Origin of the sequence: Sphingobacterium sp. JB170 (assembly GCF_900163865.1) — a bacterium.
In the GTDB taxonomy this organism is placed as follows: domain Bacteria; phylum Bacteroidota; class Bacteroidia; order Sphingobacteriales; family Sphingobacteriaceae; genus Sphingobacterium.
On record NZ_FUKU01000026.1, the window covers coordinates 431721 to 449626 of the forward strand.

A 17906-nucleotide genomic window follows, 5' to 3' on the forward strand; every position below is an offset into this window, starting at 1 on the left:
GATAATTTACAGTTAAAAATTTGCATTTAAAGAGATTCCAAAACTTCTTGTTGCCGCATTTGAGCCAACATCAACCCCTTGTGACCACCACATGTTTCCGACCGGTGATTCAGGATCCAGATTTTTCAATGTTCGATAGAAATAGAACAGATTTCGTCCGATAACAGATACTCGTAAATTATTGATTCGTAGCTTTTCAGTTAGCGTCGAAGGAATGCGATAGGAAACGGACATTTCACGCATCTTAATAAACGAGTTATCGTAAACGGCACCTTTCTCAGTCCATGTATCCGCTCCCCAATTAAATGTATTTACATAGTAATCTGCCGCACTTAAATGCACATCGTTCGGTTCACCAGTATTTTGGTTTACACCTTCCAACGTCACGCCTGTTTCCCGGTACTCTAGCGTGTTTTCATACTGACCGGCCCCCATACCATATTTCAAATTTTCAGAAACCATCTTGCCGCCGAAACGATAATCAACTGTAAAGTCTAACATCCAGTTTTTATAATTGAATGTATTCGTTAACCCACCTATCGCAGTTGGTAAAATATTACCAACGTGCTTATATTTACTTTTATCAATAACATATAGCCCGTCGTCGGAAATCAAATTATTGCCTGCTTGGTCTTTTGCGATATCGTACACATATATATTACCAAGTTTCTCCCCTTCCTTCGCTACAATTCTTAAAGAGTTTTCATCTGCGCTATAAAATGTCAGCTCGTCGACTCCTTCTGTTAACTTTTCTAATACAGAACGGTTAAATGAATAGTTCAACCTAGCATTCCAGCTAAAGTTTTCTCGTTGAATTGGGGTACCAGTAAGCGAAACTTCCAAACCTTTATTCGCTACACGTCCAATATTTACAATTTGAGTAGTCGCCCCAGTTGAGCTTGGAGTCGTTAATCCCAAGATCTGGTCCTTAATATAGTTGTCATAATAACTAACATCTAATCCCAATCTATTTTGTAAAAACTTCATTTCCAAACCAAATTCCCATTCATATTTGGTTTCTGGCAACAGGCCGAGATTGCCGTAGGCTTGATCATAAGTTAAAGAAGGAACGGAACCATTTATTGAAGCTATAGCCGTTTGAGTGTTCGCAATATTTGCAGCATAAATAGGAGCGTCGTTACCTACTATGCCGTAAGACGCCCTTAACTTACCAAAATTGAATTTTTGTGACTGCAACCCAAATGCATCGCTGAATATGAAACTACCACTTACTGACCCATACTGATAGTTATTATTCTGAATCGGCAATGTAGAGGAATATTCGGATCTATATGTACCGTCTAAATAAGCGAATCCTTTATACCCGATGTTGGCCATCCCGAAATAGGCATATTTAATCATCTCCTTACGTGTGTTGGTTGTGGTCGCCTGTGCGTAACTATTGCTTAAGCTAAACCAATTTTCCGTAACTAGGCCTCCTGCTGTGCTCGATGATTGATCGTCATATTTTTCCTGGCGAGATTGAAATCCGGCACTAACACTGTAATCCCAATCTTCATTAATCTTGTTTGCGTAGGTTAATAACAAATCCCCATATAAAATCGAATAGATACCTTTTGACGTTTCGAAACCACCAGAACTACTCCCGGTGGAGTTGTAACGTGTAGCATATTCATTATGTTGTTGGTTCGTTATCCCCGCTGTCGTATAATCATTACCGATTCTACCTCTAAACTTCAGATTTTTCACCAGGTCCCAGTTCAATGTCGCGCTTGTCAAGATTCTATTTTCTTGTTCATCATAATTGTTTTTATATTGAGACCAAAAATAATTTAGAAGGTTCGTTGGACGAATCGTATATTGAAAATCTTCCGGCCGCCCTGTTCCGAATGGAGAAAACTTATACCCATCCGTTGTCTGGTACATTGACTTCAAAACAGATATATCCTCTGTTCTGCTTATAAACCCGTCGAAAGAGCCTAATACCTGCCCAAGTAACTGTGACCTGTTATGCGTGTTCGTATTGATATAATTTGCAACAACATCCAATGAAACGTTATCATGCAACTGCAAAGAACTATTCAAGTTAAAGGTATTTCTATTTTGTTTTGATCCCGGGCTTGTACTCTTATAATCCATACGAGTTCCACTCAACCGATAATTTAAACGATCGGTTTGATTCGAGATTGCAAAATTTATATTTGAATTATAACCAACATCAAAAATATCCTGGTAGTTATTTTTGCGCGCTTCGTAGGCACGCGTCGAACCATCCCACCATCGAACTTGTTCACCGGTGAATTTTGGTCCAAAGTTTCCATACGCTCGAAAATACGGTCGTCTGCCAGATGGAGATTCGCTATCTAGAATCCATCCCTCTTCCGTAGCTCCGTTGGCAACATTAGTCGCAGCATCATAGCCGGGACCGTAAATATTTTGGAAACGAGGTAAAAAAGCAACACGCTCCAAAGATCCGCTGTAATTAAAATCTACACCTAAACCACGGGCCTTTGTGCCTTTTTTAGTTGTAATAACAATAACCCCACTCGCCGCATCAGACCCATATAATGCGCTCGCAGCAGAACCTTTGAGTATAGACAAATTCTCAATATCTGCAGGATTAATGTCTAACATACCATTACCTCGAATACGTTGGTCATCCCAGTAGTTATTGTTATTCGAGCCGCCTGCACCATATTGTTGGTCATTACGAATGATCACTCCATCCACCACATATAGCGGTTGACGTTGGTAATTTAGGGAATTAATACCCCGTATCTGTACATTAACAGCACTTGAAGCCCCTCCGGGTGCTGTCGTAATTTTCACACCGGAAGCTTTACCATACAACGCTGAGCCGAAATTGGTATTCCCAGCTTTTGTTATTTCCTCCGCTTTAATGTTACTCACGGCGTAGCCTAAAGCTTTTGATTCTCGCTTAATACCCATCGCCGTGACGACTACTTCGTCAAGAGCACCTACATCTTCTATTAATACAACGTTTAGAACAGCGCCATCAGGTGCTAATTCCTGGGTAAGGTACCCTATCATTGAGAAGCGAATTTTCTCGCCGTTGTTTACTTCGATGGAATAGCTACCCTGTGCGTCAGTTTGAGCCCCCTTAGCTGTTCCGGGAACAGCTACCGTGACACCTGGTACTGCACCATTTGTGTTTGTTACCGTTCCGGTAACTGTTTGTTGTGCATATAGCACCGAGATACTTAATAGCATCAGCAAAGCTAGACTACAACAATGTTTGTAAAATTTGTTCATAGTTATTCGAGTTTGATTTATTTGTGTTGGTATTGATACATATTGGTTTGCAGAACCGCTATACACGCAGTTGAGATTATTTGAATGTGAGCCAGGTTGGATATTATGACTTCCGTAGAGTGCGATAGTCGAGGTATACAATACTCTTGCAATGCAGCTTGTATTGTAGGTAATAGCCCGCGACCAAAAGCAGCCCCATTTCCACTAATGATAATTTTTTCAGGATTCATGATATGAATTAATGTCGCTAAGCCCTTTCCTAACATATACGTTATTGCCTTAACTGCTTTAATTGCTGTTTGATCTCCAGCTTCAAATGCCCTAACTAAATCTGAGAGATCAATCACTCTATTTTTAGCAAGTACAGATTGCAAAACTGAAGGCTCCTTTTCTTCTAAAAATTCTCGAACATACTCCAAAGCGCATGACAGCGAGGCTTCAACTTCTAGGCAACCTTTTTTTCCACAAGAACACAAACGTTTTGAATTGGCTAATGGAATATGACTAAATTCTCCTGCGTAGCCCGAATGTCCTTTATACAATTGATTTTCAATAATAATCCCTAGTCCGACGCCCCAGTTTAGGTTAACAACCAGTACATTTTGACTTCTTCGACCATCTCCGAATCGATGTTCCGCGATTGCAATAGCACTCGAATCGTTTGCAAGTTGAACAGGAAAACCAAGGGCATTTTCAAAGTATTCCTTGATAGAATAACACAGTGAATCCTTCGGAAAGGAACGATTGAGTCCGCTTTCACTATCGACAAAGCCCGGCATCGTCACACCGACAATAAAATTTCCGTTTTTATCCAATGCCGATAGTAGCTTTTTTGTCTCCTTAGTTATCGAGATCACGGCTTCTTGGTCGTTATTTATGTTTGTTGGAAAGCGATTTGGCAAAACAACAAATTCATTTCTAAAATTCAACACCGCTATTGTTGTGAAATATTGATCTATGGCAATTGTAACAATATAGGGCAAATTCTCTACGCTAAGTTGATATTGCATTGCTCGACGTCCGCCAGTAGAAGCGGCAGAACCGGCTTCCAAAAGGATCCCTTCACTAACAAGTTTTCCAACCTCCTCCGTAACTTTCGGCACACTCTTTTTCGTTAAAAAGCTTAATTCCGAGATAGATTGGCGCTCGAAACAGTATAGTTGTTTAATAATTTGATCAATTAAATTCATTATTAATTTATCGGTTAGTATTGCTAGTATTCAAAAGTGAAATTAAAAAAAGTTTTGAAGAACGAGAAACTTATTAAATATTTTATTAAGTTTCTCGTTCTTTACCTTCATATAAACAAAACAATTGATCAAAAGCTTAGGGTAGTTATATATTCAATCAAGTATAAAAATTAGACCGCCCCTATTCTATTTAATAGCGACCCTGGTCCTAAAAATAGTTTAGAATAAAATTCTTGCAATCTACATGTCTGTATTAAACTAATCGGGAGAGCTTATAATATTGATATTTAGTGCGACTTGGTCATCAAATTATATTTTTTTTGGTAGATTCGTCGTTCAATCTAACACAACAATGAAACAACGTTATTATTCCCTGGATGTATTCAGGGGGGCCACAGTTGCTCTCATGATTATGGTCAATAACCCCGGTACATGGAGCCACATGTTTACACCGTTAAAGCACGCTCCATGGCATGGATGCACGCCAACTGATTTGGTATTTCCTTTTTTCCTTTTTGCTGTGGGAAATGCAATGGCATTTGTTATGCCCCGATTGCAGGAAGCTGGCGATCGTGTTTTTTGGCAGAAAGTAGTCAAACGCTCCATTCTTATCTTCGCAATAGGACTATTTTTGAATTGGTGGCCATTTGTGAATTGGTCAGGTAATACCCTGCAGCTCAAGGAGTGGGTGAACTCTGAAAATCCAGATCGAGGGATACGCATATTAGGGGTGCTTCAGCGTATCGCGATAGCCTACTTTTTCGCTTCGATATTAGCCTATTACAACAAACCTAAAAATCTCATTTATATTTCGGCGTTTATACTGTTAGGGTACTGGGGAATTACGGCATTTTTAGGTTTTGGTGACTCTTATTCACTAGAAGGATGGTTTGGTACCAAAATCGACAAAGCTGTCTTAGGAACGGCCCATATGTATAAGGGGGAAGGTGTTCCGTTTGATCCCGAAGGGCTCGTGAGCACTTTACCTGCAATTATTCAAATTGTCTTTGGTTATTTAGCTGGAACATTTATAAAAAAACAAGGGGATGCCGATTGGATATGGGTCAATAGCCCTAAAAGCCAAGAGCCTCACTTCAAACTACTCTCCGGACTACTTGTTACGGGATTCCTCCTATTAGTTTTAGGATGGGTCTGGTCTTTGGGGTTCCCAATTAACAAGAAAATATGGACAAGTTCTTACGTTTTATACACGACGGGGTTAGGCGTTTTGACAATTGGCGCAATGATATGGTATATTGAAGTGCTCGGGACAAAAAACAAAATGACCCAATTCTTTGACGTTTTTGGTAAAAATCCGCTATTTATCTTTGTGCTTAGCGGGCTTTTACCTCGCTTATTAAGTTTATTTCGGATCCCGAATGGGATCTCCGAAGATGGAACCGAAAAGTATACCAATGCGCTAAATTGGTTCTACATCAATGTTTGCGCACCATTGCCTGGTCCCCCAGAACTCGGATCATTCATCTATTCACTATGCTTTCTATCTGTTATGTGGGCAATATGTTATTGGCTGGATAAGCGAAAAATATACATAAAAGTATAATTAAAAGTAAAAGGGAGTACTGCAAGTGTGATACTCCCTTTAATTATATATTATGTCGGACGCCAATTGGTTACAAAGTATTCACGACAAAATACCGTCCTCTAGTACAAAACTAAAAAGTATAGTCCTTCGTCAAAGTCAGTTCTCCTGACAGCTTAACATCCTCCGAAGAACACCCAATTAAAATGGTAAACTTGCCTTTCTCGGTTTTCCATTTACGGTCAACACCCCATAACTTAAAATCCTGTTTTGTTAGATTGAAAGAAAACTCCTCGGCTGCTCCCTTTTTAAAAGATTTTCTTTCAAAACGTTTTAACTGCTTAACCGCAGTAACTACACTACTTACATTGTCAACGACATATAATTGAACCACTTCGTCGCCGTCTCTTGTCCCACTGTTTGTCACCGTAAATCGAACGTTCGCGAGGAAATCATTATTATCTTCTTCTACTTCTAAACGTAAATTACTGTAGTCAAATGTAGTGTAACTTAACCCATGACCGAAAGCAAACAATGGTTTTGCTTTCGACTCGACATAATCGTGATGAATGGGTTTATGATGATTATAATGCACAGGTAGGTGTCCGATTGATTTAGCAACTGATATAGGCAAACGTCCTGCAGGATTGTAATCTCCGAAAAGCACATCCGCAATTGCCATTCCTCCTTCCTGTCCTGGATACCAAGCGTTCACAATCGCCGGAATATGATTCTCCGCCCAACTCAGATCTAGAGGACGCCCCATAATAGTGACAAGCACAACTGGTTTGCCGGTTTCTTGTAAACGCTTCAATAGTAGTAACTGATGCCCCATAAGATCAAGCGTTGACCTATCGAAACCTTCACCACTTTCCATATCGCTTATTACTCTGTTACCAACACCAACTGTAGCGGCACCGGTTGCTTGATAAGACGTTTGAAAATCGCGAGCACTCGATCCTCCCAAAACAACCACCGTCACATCGGCCAGTTCGGCAGCACGAACCGCAGCGCTAAGATCAGATTCTGTGGTATCCCGAATCGCACACCCCTTAACATAGTCTACTTGTGTCTTTTTCGAAACAAGAGCTCGAATGCCGTCCAATACCGTTTTGACCTTACCCTCTGGCTGAGGTGCTGTATAATCACCCAATTGGTTATATACATTGTTAGCGTTGGGACCAATCACGGCGATACGCGTCAACGATTTTGACAAAGGCAACGTACCATTCTCATTCTTCAATAATATTATGGCTTCCCTAGCTACAGACCTGGCGAGTTTGACATGTTCTTGGGTACCCACTTTATTCGAAACCAATTTTTCATTCACGTACGGGGTTTCAAAAAGGCCTAATGCAAACTTCATATACAATAACCGCGAAACAGCTTGGTCAAGGAACTGCACATCCAGGTGCCCTTGCTTGATTGCCGAAAGGAGATTCTCACCATAGCCCGAACCACTCAAATCTACATCCAAACCAGCCTCCAAACTCTGCTTGGCAGCATCTACCGCGTCAATAGCTGTACTATGTGCCCCAGTTAAACCCGATATACTAAGTAAATCCGACACAACAAACCCCTTGAACCCCCATTGCTCCCGAAGTACAGTATTCAAAAGCCAACTATTCGATGAACAAGGTATGCCGTCTATCGAATTATAAGCAGTCATAACTGATCCTGCCCCTACGCGTACAGCCTGTTCAAATGGAGGTAAAAAATCTTGTAGTAATGAGCGCTCACCAATGCTGACACTCCCCCCGTTGTGCCCACCTTCAGGAGCTGCGTAGGCAACAAAATGCTTCAAAGTAGAAATGATTTTATCCTCACTACCAATCTTATCTCCTTGAAAGCCGCTCACCATTGCCTGCCCCATTTGAGCAATCAAATACGGATCCTCACCATACGATTCCTCTGTCCGCGACCATCGTGGATCCCGTGCTAAATCTAGCACAGGACCGTATCCATTTTTACCTCCCACAGCATAGGTTTCCCGTGCAATCGACGCAGCCATTTGTTTTATAATTCGTGGGTTCCAAGTACTGGCTTGTCCGATTGCTGTAGGAAATACTGTCGCACCAATAGCCATATGCCCATGAGGTGCTTCTTCAGAAAGTAAAAGTGGAATTCCTAATCGGGTGTTTTCAACAACATATCGTTGTATTGCGTTCGTTGCCTGAGCAGCTTCCTGGGGACTCAATCCATTTTTCAGCGTCTTCTGTGTCCATGGATCAGCTCTCAACGTCGCCCATAAGGAACCAATACGTTGCTTTTGAACTGCTTCTTTAAATTTCTGGCTTACGCGTATCCCATCTGTATCCTTTTCATACATTTCCCATCCGAGCACCTTAGATAGTTGCCCCACTTTTTCTTCTAATGTCATTCGACCGATAAGATCGCTGACCCGATCTTCGATGGGTAAGTTTTTATTTTTATACGGAGCTTCTTGTGGAAATACTTGTGCGCTTACACACACAAAACCTAATAATATAATCTTTTTAATTTTCATAGTGCAAATCAATATAAATCAAATACGAGACTACTGATCGGAAACTGGTCGACTTGATTTTGCAACGCCAAAAGTTGTCGAGGGGTCAGGTCCCATCTCAAACTCCAATCGACCTCCCTGACTTAAATCAGCATATGAAATATACGATTTTTTATATATGTGTCCGTTCAACCTAACCCCTTGTATGTATTTATTTTCTTTACTATTATTATGTGCAATTATTTCGAAGAAACTACCATTTCCTAGATCCAATGTTGCATTATCAAATAGAGGGCTACCAAATATAAAAGGACCTCCAGCCGGTGAAACCTGATAAAACCCCAGCGCGGACATAACATACCATGCCGACATTTGTCCAACGTCTTCGTTTCCCGATAGTCCATCGGTATGATCCGTGTACAACGTCGATAGAGTCTCCCTTACAAGGCTCGCAGCCTTCCAAGGCTGACCAGCGTAGGGATACAGATAAATCACATGGTGACTAGGTTCATTCCCATGAGCATATTGCCCAATCAATCCACTTATATCGGGTGATGCTTGATCACCCATATCTCCTTGAACAACAAATAATGAATCTAGTTTAGTGATAAATTTGTCTTCCCCACCAAATAATTCGATGAAACCGTTAACGTTATGGGGTACTAGCCACGTGTACTGCCACGCATTACCTTCCGTGTAATCATTCGCCAAGTGGGCCGAATGAAATGGATCAAATTTTCCGGTTCTGAAATTTCCCTTTGAGTCTTTACCACGCAAAAATTGCACTTGTTTATCAAAATAATGATTAAAGGCTTGACTACGGCCAAGGAAATATTCGTAATCATCAATTTCACCACGTAACTTGGCAACTTGTGACAAGCTCCAATCCGCAATTGCAAACTCGAGCCCTTTCGCTACAGATTCTACTTTTTCCTTATCAAAAGGCACGTAACCATACTCCTTGTACCATTTCAAACCGCGATCGTCCTTCATCGCCGAAATCTTCATCGCTTCATATGCGAGATCTTTATCAAACCCTTCAATACCTTTCAAATAGGCGTCCGCTACCACAATAATCCCCGGGTTACCAACCATACAGTCCGTTTCATTCCCTACCAAATGCCATACAGGTAACTTCCCCTGTTGCTGATAAATACGCAGCATTGTGCTTATCATATCTGGAACTTTATCTCTGTGAATAATACTCATAAGTGGGTGGGCGGCTCGATAGGTGTCCCACAACGAAAATGTAGTATAATTGTCTCCGCTATTCAGACGATGTGGCTTGAAATCTGCCCCCATATAGTCTCCATTTACGTCGTTAAATAAAGAGGGTGCGATCATCGTATGATATAACGCCGTATAAAATATTTTACGAGCAACGGTGTCTGCTGTTTGTATCTTAACCTTACGTAACTGCTCATTCCAATCCCGATCCGCTGCAATTCGCGTCGCTTGAAAGTCCCAGCCCGGAAGTTCCTCCTGCATGTTCAGCTTTGCGTTCGTTATACTCACTGGAGATACGGCAACCTTTACCTGAATTTTTTGAGAATTTTCTGCGGCAGCAAACTCCAGTTCCGCGTATGTGCGGGATGCGGTAATACCACTACCGTCTTTGATTGACGCACTATCAGAAAGTTTATACTGTACAATCGGCTGTGAAAATGTTGCTGTAAAATAAATTTTTTGATTTTTTGCCCAGCCCACCGAGCGCCGATAACCGGAAACTACGGTATCATTCTCTATAGTTACATGACCTTCTTTTTCCCCTTCCCAACCTATACCTGCGTCTAAATTGATCAAAACCTTCGGCACTTCGCTGGCAGGGAAATGATATTGGTGAAACCCCACTCGCGCGGTGGCTGTCAATTCAGCACCCACGTCAAAACGATCTAGATGCACAGCGTAATATCCTGGTTGAACTTTCTCGGTTTCTCTGCGAAAGAAAGAAAATGCTCCACTTTGTTGATCACCGGGTTCCCCCCTGTCAAAACGTATATCACCAGTATAGGGCAATAAAACTACGTCACCTAGATCTCCAATTCCGGTTCCGCTCAAATGTTGATGAGCAAAGCCAATAATAGTAGAGTCGGAGATATGATACCCCGAAACCCAATCCCAACCGGTGGAGACATTCGATGGTCCCAATTGTACTGCACCAAAAGGAACATTCGCACCAACAAATACATGCCCGTGTCCACCTGTCCCAATATATGGGTCCACATACTGGGTCAATGAATCGCTCGAGCCTACTTTGGAAACAGCTTCACATGAAGTCATTGCCATTAATGGTGCCGCACAATAAAGCAGACCCCTAACAAAACTTTTAAATCTAAACATATATGCTCTTATTTATACTGAGGTACTCTAAACAATGATATTTCAAATCAACGGCATATTAGAACGCGTTTATTATTTGAGTTGCCTAAAATAACGTTTTAGCAACTAAAAAAAAGAGTATCGTCAATATTTTAGAAGAATTTTATCTTCGTCTAAAAATTTCGGACATCAGGTTTTATACAATAGCAACCATAAAACAGATTTACGACGACGCGTCATCAAACTAATATATAACAACGAACAAATATTCACGGTGATCAGGTCCTTCGTCGTAACTAGTATTTACTACCAGACCTCCTACCCTTTTTCTCGCAAAAAAAGGTCGCTCGGGATCTCAAGTAACCTATGAATAATCGGGTTTTAAAGTAAAAATACGTTAAGGAAAGCCAAACAACCAAATGGTTGCCGGCGGATGTTCTATTTTTAATTTACATTTTGAGATTTAAGGCATTGAAATTGCAATGACGTTCCTTTAGACAACACAAAACTTTCTCTATGGATAATTTCAAACTCAGGTCCGTCTTGAGCCTTCTTAGCGTCCCTTTATTCGTTCTATATTTTTTCACGACATTAATTTCCACCAAAAATGTACAGGCCCAACAAAAACCATTGGTCATAGATAAACTTAATGAACGATTGTACGTTTATACCACTTATCACGATTTCCAAGGAACGCTAGTGTCTGCAAACGCGATATACCTACTAACTAACGACGGCGCAATTCTGTTTGATACACCTTGGGATTCGACACAATACCAACCTCTACTCGACAGTATTCAAGCAAAACACGGCCTGTCCGTTATCGGCGTATATGCAACACATTGGCATGATGATCGAGCGGGAGGTTTTGATTTTTACAACAAAAAAGGAATTCCTACATATGCCACGAGCCTAACCAATCAGCTATTAGCGGCCAATAAAAAGACCACAGCGACGCATATTGTGAACACCGGAGAAATGATCAGCGTGGGCGGAGAAAAATTTCAAATGGATTTTTTCGGTGCAGGTCATTCTTTGGATAATACGGTGATATGGTTTCCGTCTTACCGCGTCCTACAAGGAGGCTGCTTCATTAAAAGCGCAGAAGCTACCGATCTAGGATTTGTAGGCGATGGCGACATTAAGCAGTGGAAACCATCGTTGGCGCGACTTATAGCAAATTACCCCGATATTGAAATGGTAATCCCCGGGCATGACAGTTGGAAGCCTGCAGACCATATAAAAGCGACTGACCGTTTAATCGAGCAAGCAAACTAAGCAAAAAAAAGGGACAAGCATCAAACTTGTCCCGCGATAACTTCTTGCCTAAATAGCGGCAGTCTTCTCCGCCAACCAGTCTCGATCCCTTTGGTCTAAAAAAGGACCTAATTTCTCAAGCACCCACGCATTGTAACCGTTCAACCATATGATATGCTTATCCTCAAGCATCGATTTGTCAACGAGGTCCGTAGCTATGTAACATAATGTCAAAGTTTCAAAATCAAGGAACTCTCCAAATTGATTCTCACCGGCCATTTTACTAAGCACTAAATTTTCAATACGTATCCCATATTCACCTTCTCGATATAAACCAGGTTCAATTGAAGTAATCATGCCAGGTTCTACCGGGATATCTATATTCGATGGGTTAAGCACCTGCGGCCCTTCATGGACATTGAGGAAAAATCCTACACCATGTCCGGTACCATGCCCATAGTTACGCATTTGCTCCCATAAAGGGCGGCGCGTGATCGCATCAATTTGGTAGCCTCTGGTCCCAATTGGGAAAACGCAGGTCGATCCATCAATCATTCCTTTTAACACCAAGGTATAATCAACTTTTTCCGCTGCAGTAATTTCACCCAGGGAGACCACACGCGTTATGTCTGTGGTGCCATCGTGATACTGCCCGCCAGAGTCTACAAGTAGCAGACCGGTGGCTTTCAATGTAGCGTCGCTCTGCGCTGTTGCCTTATAATGCGGTAATGCACCATGCGCAAGGTAACCAGCAATCGTATCAAAAGAAATATCGACAAAGCCAGCACTTTGCGCACGCAAATCCTGTAACTTATCGGCAATGGAAATCTCTGTTAACTTCCCGCTTTCCACATGCTCTTCGACCCATTTAAAAAACTTCGTTAAAGCGATACCATCTTTAATCATCGCACCTCGCGTATGACTAATTTCCGTGGTATTCTTTACGGATTTTAATCGCGTCGACGGATTGATTAATTCTAAAATTTCAGTCGCATCACCAATCGAATCGAACACCGTGAAACACGTGCGCTTAGGGTCGATCCAGATACGCTTGGCATCTATCGAACGTAGCGCCTCAAAGGCCTCATCATAAGAGCTCAAGGAAACGCCCGCAGCTTGCAGCGTGTTTTGATCCCGCTGATGCAATTTCGCGTGATCGATGTACAACGTACAACGCTCCTTCTCGATCAACAAGAAACCAAGAACAACGGGATTACATTTCACATCATTTCCTCTGATATTTAAAATCCATGCCAAATCATCTAATGAGGAGACTAAATGTGCATCTACCTGATTTACGGCCAGTTGCTCCCTTACACGCCCTATTTTACTTTCTACCGATTCGCCTGTAGTTCTCTCTTCGATCAAATAGGCCTCCGCGGTAGGGAGTGCGGGACGATCAATCCAGATATTTTCTAGTATATCCACGTGCCCGTTGACTGATATCCCGGCAGGCAATAGGGCCTGCTGTACTGACTTGGCAAGCGCCATGGATGCAAGCTTACCGTCAAAAGCCACAATACTTCCTGCTGGCAATTGTTTTGCCAACCAGTCCGCATACTCCGCTGCAGTCTGCGCTTTGAGCTTAACGAGTTCAAAGCCGGTATCCCTAAGCTGATCGGCAGCTTGAACAAAATACCGTGAGTCGGTCCACAGTCCGGCGAATTCCTGCGTAATCGCCAGCGTTCCTGCCGACCCGGTGAAGCCGCAGCTCCACGCAATACATTTATACCTATCGGGTAAATATTCACTGATATGAGGGTCTGAGGAAGGGATAATGTAAGCATCAATTCCAGCAGCCTTCATTTGTTGGCGAATAGCCTGTAATCGTTCTTTATATGTCATCTTAACTGTACTTTTATTCTGCTCGCAAGTTAAAAAATATGTACGAGTAAGGCGTCTGTAGAATGCAATATCCCTACTTTTTGCGTTCTAGGTTTGTATATTTGGGTCAATATTTGCTAAAAAGACGCACTATGCTTAAACAAAGAACTCATATATTATCGCTGGTAACTTTGTTGTTTGCCGCCAATTGCATGCAAGCACAGACATCGGATAAAAAAATATCCAACGCCTATGAATCGTTTTCCAAAAATGAAAAATTAAAAAATGGCATTAGTTCACTTACTGTGTTGAACGGAAAAACCGGCGAAACAATCTATAGCAGCAACGCTTCGATTGGACTGCCAACGGCCTCAACGCAGAAAGTAATCACCTCTATCACGGCGCTCGACATACTGGGGGCAGACTTCACCTTTAAAACAACCCTTAGTTATGCCGGTCAATTAGACACGGCGGGTGTTCTTACCGGCGATATTGTCGTGACAGGAACGGGGGACCCTACCCTTGGGAGCGACCGCTACCAAGCAACCATGAAAAACTCGATACTAAACAAATGGACATCAAAAATAAAAGATGCGGGGATTAAGCAAATCACCGGCCGGATCATCATCGACGACTTATTTCTAAATGGCAACGATGTGCCTGGCGGATGGACTTGGACTGATATCGGTAATTATTATGGCGCGGGGATCTCCGGTGTAAACTGGGGTGAAAACAAAATAGGTTTGACATTCAGACCCGGCTCGGTCGGATCCCCTGCACAGCTGTTAGCGCTAACCGATAGCTTGCCAGAACGTACGATCGTCAACAACGTCTCCACAGCACAAAATGGCTCAGGGGATAACGTTTATGCATATTCAGCCCCCTACTCCCAGTTGATATATTTACGTGGAACATACGGAAAAGATCTAAAAAAGGTTATCGAAATATCTGATCCTAATCCAGCACTTACCCTTGCGCACCATTTACGGGCCAGCTTAAATGGCCAGGGGGTACGCGTTGATAGTATGGCTACTACAGGTAAAATATTAGCCGATCAGGGTATTTCCGTACCCAAGAATTTAATAGCATTGAATACGCACGAATCACCAAAACTCTTCCAAATTGTACATTGGTTTAATAAAAAAAGCATCAACCTTTATGGAGAGGCGCTACTAAAATCAATTGGCTTCATAAGTGGTAACCGAATCAACAGTGATGAAGCATCGAAACTTATGGCCAAATATTGGGAGCAGAAACTAGACATACCCACCGGCGAACTCCGCGCGATCGATGGGTCTGGTTTATCACCGCAAGCGCGGGTCACTACCATGGCTATGTCTAAAATTATGCATTACGCGCAAAGCCGCCCTTGGTTCACCGAATTTAACGAGAGTCTGCCAACGATTAACGGCATGACGATGAAAAGTGGAACAATTGGTGGCGTTCTGGGATACACTGGGTATCAAAAAGACAAATCAGGTAATACATTCGTATTTACATTATTAGTGAATAATTATAGCGGAGGCGCGGCGGCCATGCGACGCCAAATGTATAAAGTACTAGACACACTTAAATAGGTTAAAAATTAGTTAATATTGGATTGAAACTTTAGATTTGCACCCTAAAGTATATTATATTTATAACTGGTAAAAACAATACTGAAAGCTTGACCAACAAACGACAAACCATAGGTTTATCCTTTTTAGCTTTACATTTGTAACTTTAAGAGAAAAATGAGCAGCAATAAGAAAAAAGATGCCCTCGACTACCATTCAAAAGGTAGGCCCGGCAAAATAGCAGTAGTTCCTACGAAACCACACAGTACGCAACGCGACCTTGCACTAGCCTATTCCCCCGGCGTAGCAGAGCCGTGTTTAGCCATTGCAGAAAATAGTGAAGACGCTTACAAATACACCTCAAAAGGTAACCTAGTTGCTGTAATCAGTAATGGAACAGCAGTTCTGGGCTTAGGCGATATTGGCGCGCAAGCGGGCAAGCCTGTTATGGAGGGTAAAGGACTTTTGTTCAAGATTTTTTCAGACATCGATGTATTCGATTTAGAACTTGATACAAAAAATGTCGACGAGTTTGTAAACATCGTTAAAGCGCTCGAACCGACCTTCGGTGGTATAAACTTAGAAGATATTAAAGCTCCTGAATGTTTCGAAATTGAACGTCGCCTAAAAGACGAATTAAACATTCCGGTGATGCATGACGATCAACACGGTACGGCTATCATCTCTGGCGCGGCGTTGATTAATGCATGTGAACTTGTAGGTAAAGATATTACGAGCGCAAAAATTGTTGTCAACGGTGCTGGAGCAGCAGCCATCTCCTGTACGCGTATGTATGTTGCTGTAGGCGCGAAGTTAGAAAACATCGTTATGCTCGACAGCAAAGGTGTTATTCGTAAAGACCGCGAGTCGCTCGATAAAACGAAGGCGGAATTTGCGACAGATCGCGACATCACCAGCCTTACAGAGGCAATAAATGGCGCTGACGTATTTATTGGCTTATCCGCTGCGGATGTTTTATCCGCAGAAATGCTGTTATCAATGAATGATCATCCGATCGTGTTAGCAATGGCTAACCCGAACCCAGAGATCACCTACGAATTAGCCACTGAAACCCGTTCGGACGTTATTATGGGAACAGGTCGCTCAGATTATCCGAATCAAGTAAATAACGTATTAGGTTTTCCTTATATTTTCCGTGGCGCGCTAGATGTACGTGCAACACGTATCAACGAAGATATGAAGATCGCAGCAGTACATGCACTTGCTGCGCTCGCCAAGGAACCGGTACCTGAAGAGGTCAATCAAGCATACGATACAAACAACCTTAAATTTGGGCCGCACTATATCATTCCAAAACCGACAGATCCGCGTTTGATTACAGAAATCTCTGTCGCAGTAGCTAAAGCAGCTATCTCGTCGGGCGTCGCACGGACTGTGATCACCGATTGGGAGAACTACAAACAGGAATTACGTAAACGTTTAGGTAAAGATGATGGAATCATCCGTAAATTAACCACCAAAGCAAAAACGAATCCTAAACGTGTTATTTTTGCCGAGGCCGATAATTACAAAACACTTCGCGCAGCACAAATCGTCTTAGAGGAAAAGATTGCTTACCCCATCCTACTGGGTAACCGCGAAAAGATTGAAAGTCTTATTCAAGAATATGAATTCGATTTAAAAGACACGCAAATCCTCGACCCGATCGAAGAACAAGGCTCCGAAAGATTCAACAAGTTTGTCGATCATCTTTATATGAAAAGACAACGTCGCGGTGTCTCGGAACACGATGCGCGTAAACTAATGATCAATCGGAATTACTTTGCCGCGAGTATGGTAGAGTTCGGCGAGGCTGATACGTTAATTTCCGGTCTCACTAGAAACTATGCTGCCACGATAAAACCGGCGCTACAAGTAATCGGTGTCAAACCAAATAGTCGCGTTGCGGGTATGTACATGATGCTGACAAGCAATGGCCCCATTTTCTTCGGCGACACGACAATAAATGAAAATCCTTCGGCAGAAGAGCTAGCGGAGATCACTGTACTACTTGAGAGTGCTATAAAACGATTGAACATAAAACCGCGCATAGCACTTCTATCTTACTCAAATTTTGGATCGAACGATGGAGTCATCGCTAACAAAATGCGTGAAGCCGCAAAAATCTTGCATGAAAGGGCTCCAGAGATGATTGTCGACGGCGATATTCAAGCGAATTTCGCCTTAAACAGCGAACTATTGAAAGCGAATTTTCCTTTCAGTGCTTTAGGAGACCAAGCAGCAAACACCCTTGTTTTCCCAAACTTGGAATCAGGCAACATAGCGTACAAGCTATTACAAGAAGTAGGCCATGCGGAGGCCGTTGGACCAATTCTACTTGGAATGAATAAGCCGGTTCATGTCTTACAATTAGACAGTTCAGTTCGTGAGATCGTAAACATGGTGACTATTGCCGTTGTCGACGTTCAAGAGTACGAAAAAAGCAAATAAAACGTTACCAAAAATAGCGACTCCACCGTTGGTGTCGCTATTTTTTC

9 protein-coding genes are annotated in these 17906 nt (G+C 42.2%); 4 read left to right on the plus strand and 5 right to left on the minus strand.

What is annotated here, in order from left to right:
• Positions 1–12: 12 nt before the first annotated feature.
• Both FM107_RS07420 and FM107_RS07425 read right to left on the minus strand, forming a co-directional pair.
• The gene (locus FM107_RS07420; RefSeq protein WP_086947860.1) at positions 13–3234 is read right to left on the minus strand and encodes a SusC/RagA family TonB-linked outer membrane protein; all 3222 of its coding nucleotides are present in this window, start codon (positions 3232–3234) and stop codon (positions 13–15) included.
• Positions 3235–3251: 17 nt separating this feature from the next.
• Positions 3252–4424 carry an ROK family protein gene (locus FM107_RS07425; RefSeq protein ID WP_086947861.1) on the minus strand — a complete coding sequence of 391 codons (1173 nt, stop codon included), beginning with the start codon at positions 4422–4424 and terminating at the stop codon, positions 3252–3254.
• A 352-nt stretch (positions 4425–4776) separates the two neighbouring features.
• Here FM107_RS07425 and FM107_RS07430 point away from each other — a divergent pair, with 352 nt between their 5' ends.
• Positions 4777–5988, plus strand: coding sequence for an acyltransferase family protein (locus FM107_RS07430; protein WP_086947862.1), 1212 nt, complete (start codon positions 4777–4779; stop codon positions 5986–5988).
• Positions 5989–6100: 112 nt separating this feature from the next.
• On the opposite strand, the gene FM107_RS07435 is transcribed toward FM107_RS07430, so the two are convergent.
• Complete coding sequence (locus FM107_RS07435) at positions 6101–8473, minus strand: glycoside hydrolase family 3 N-terminal domain-containing protein (RefSeq protein ID WP_086947863.1); 2373 nt, start codon at positions 8471–8473, stop codon at positions 6101–6103.
• A gap of 30 nt (positions 8474–8503) precedes the next feature.
• Entirely contained in the window at positions 8504–10792 is a 2289-nt protein-coding gene (locus tag FM107_RS07440; RefSeq protein WP_086947864.1) for a GH92 family glycosyl hydrolase, read from the minus strand.
• A 495-nt stretch (positions 10793–11287) separates the two neighbouring features.
• Between FM107_RS07440 and bla the strand changes: the two genes are divergently transcribed.
• Entirely contained in the window at positions 11288–12049 is a 762-nt protein-coding gene (gene bla, locus FM107_RS07445; RefSeq protein WP_086947865.1) for a BlaB/IND/MUS family subclass B1 metallo-beta-lactamase, read from the plus strand.
• Between the two features lie 48 nt (positions 12050–12097).
• Here the strand turns inward: bla and FM107_RS07450 are convergent, their stop codons facing one another.
• On the minus strand, positions 12098–13873 hold the full coding sequence (locus FM107_RS07450) for an aminopeptidase P family protein (protein ID WP_086947866.1): 1776 nt from the start codon (positions 13871–13873) through the stop codon (positions 12098–12100).
• A gap of 131 nt (positions 13874–14004) precedes the next feature.
• On the opposite strand from FM107_RS07450, the gene dacB reads away from it, so the two are divergent.
• Together dacB and FM107_RS07460 are read left to right on the plus strand one after the other, a co-directional pair.
• Positions 14005–15429: a D-alanyl-D-alanine carboxypeptidase/D-alanyl-D-alanine-endopeptidase gene (gene dacB, locus FM107_RS07455; RefSeq protein WP_256959400.1), complete on the plus strand. Its 1425-nt coding sequence runs from the start codon at positions 14005–14007 to the stop codon at positions 15427–15429.
• A 156-nt stretch (positions 15430–15585) separates the two neighbouring features.
• Entirely contained in the window at positions 15586–17859 is a 2274-nt protein-coding gene (locus tag FM107_RS07460) for an NADP-dependent malic enzyme (protein WP_086947868.1), read from the plus strand.
• The last annotated feature ends 47 nt before the right edge of the window (positions 17860–17906 follow it).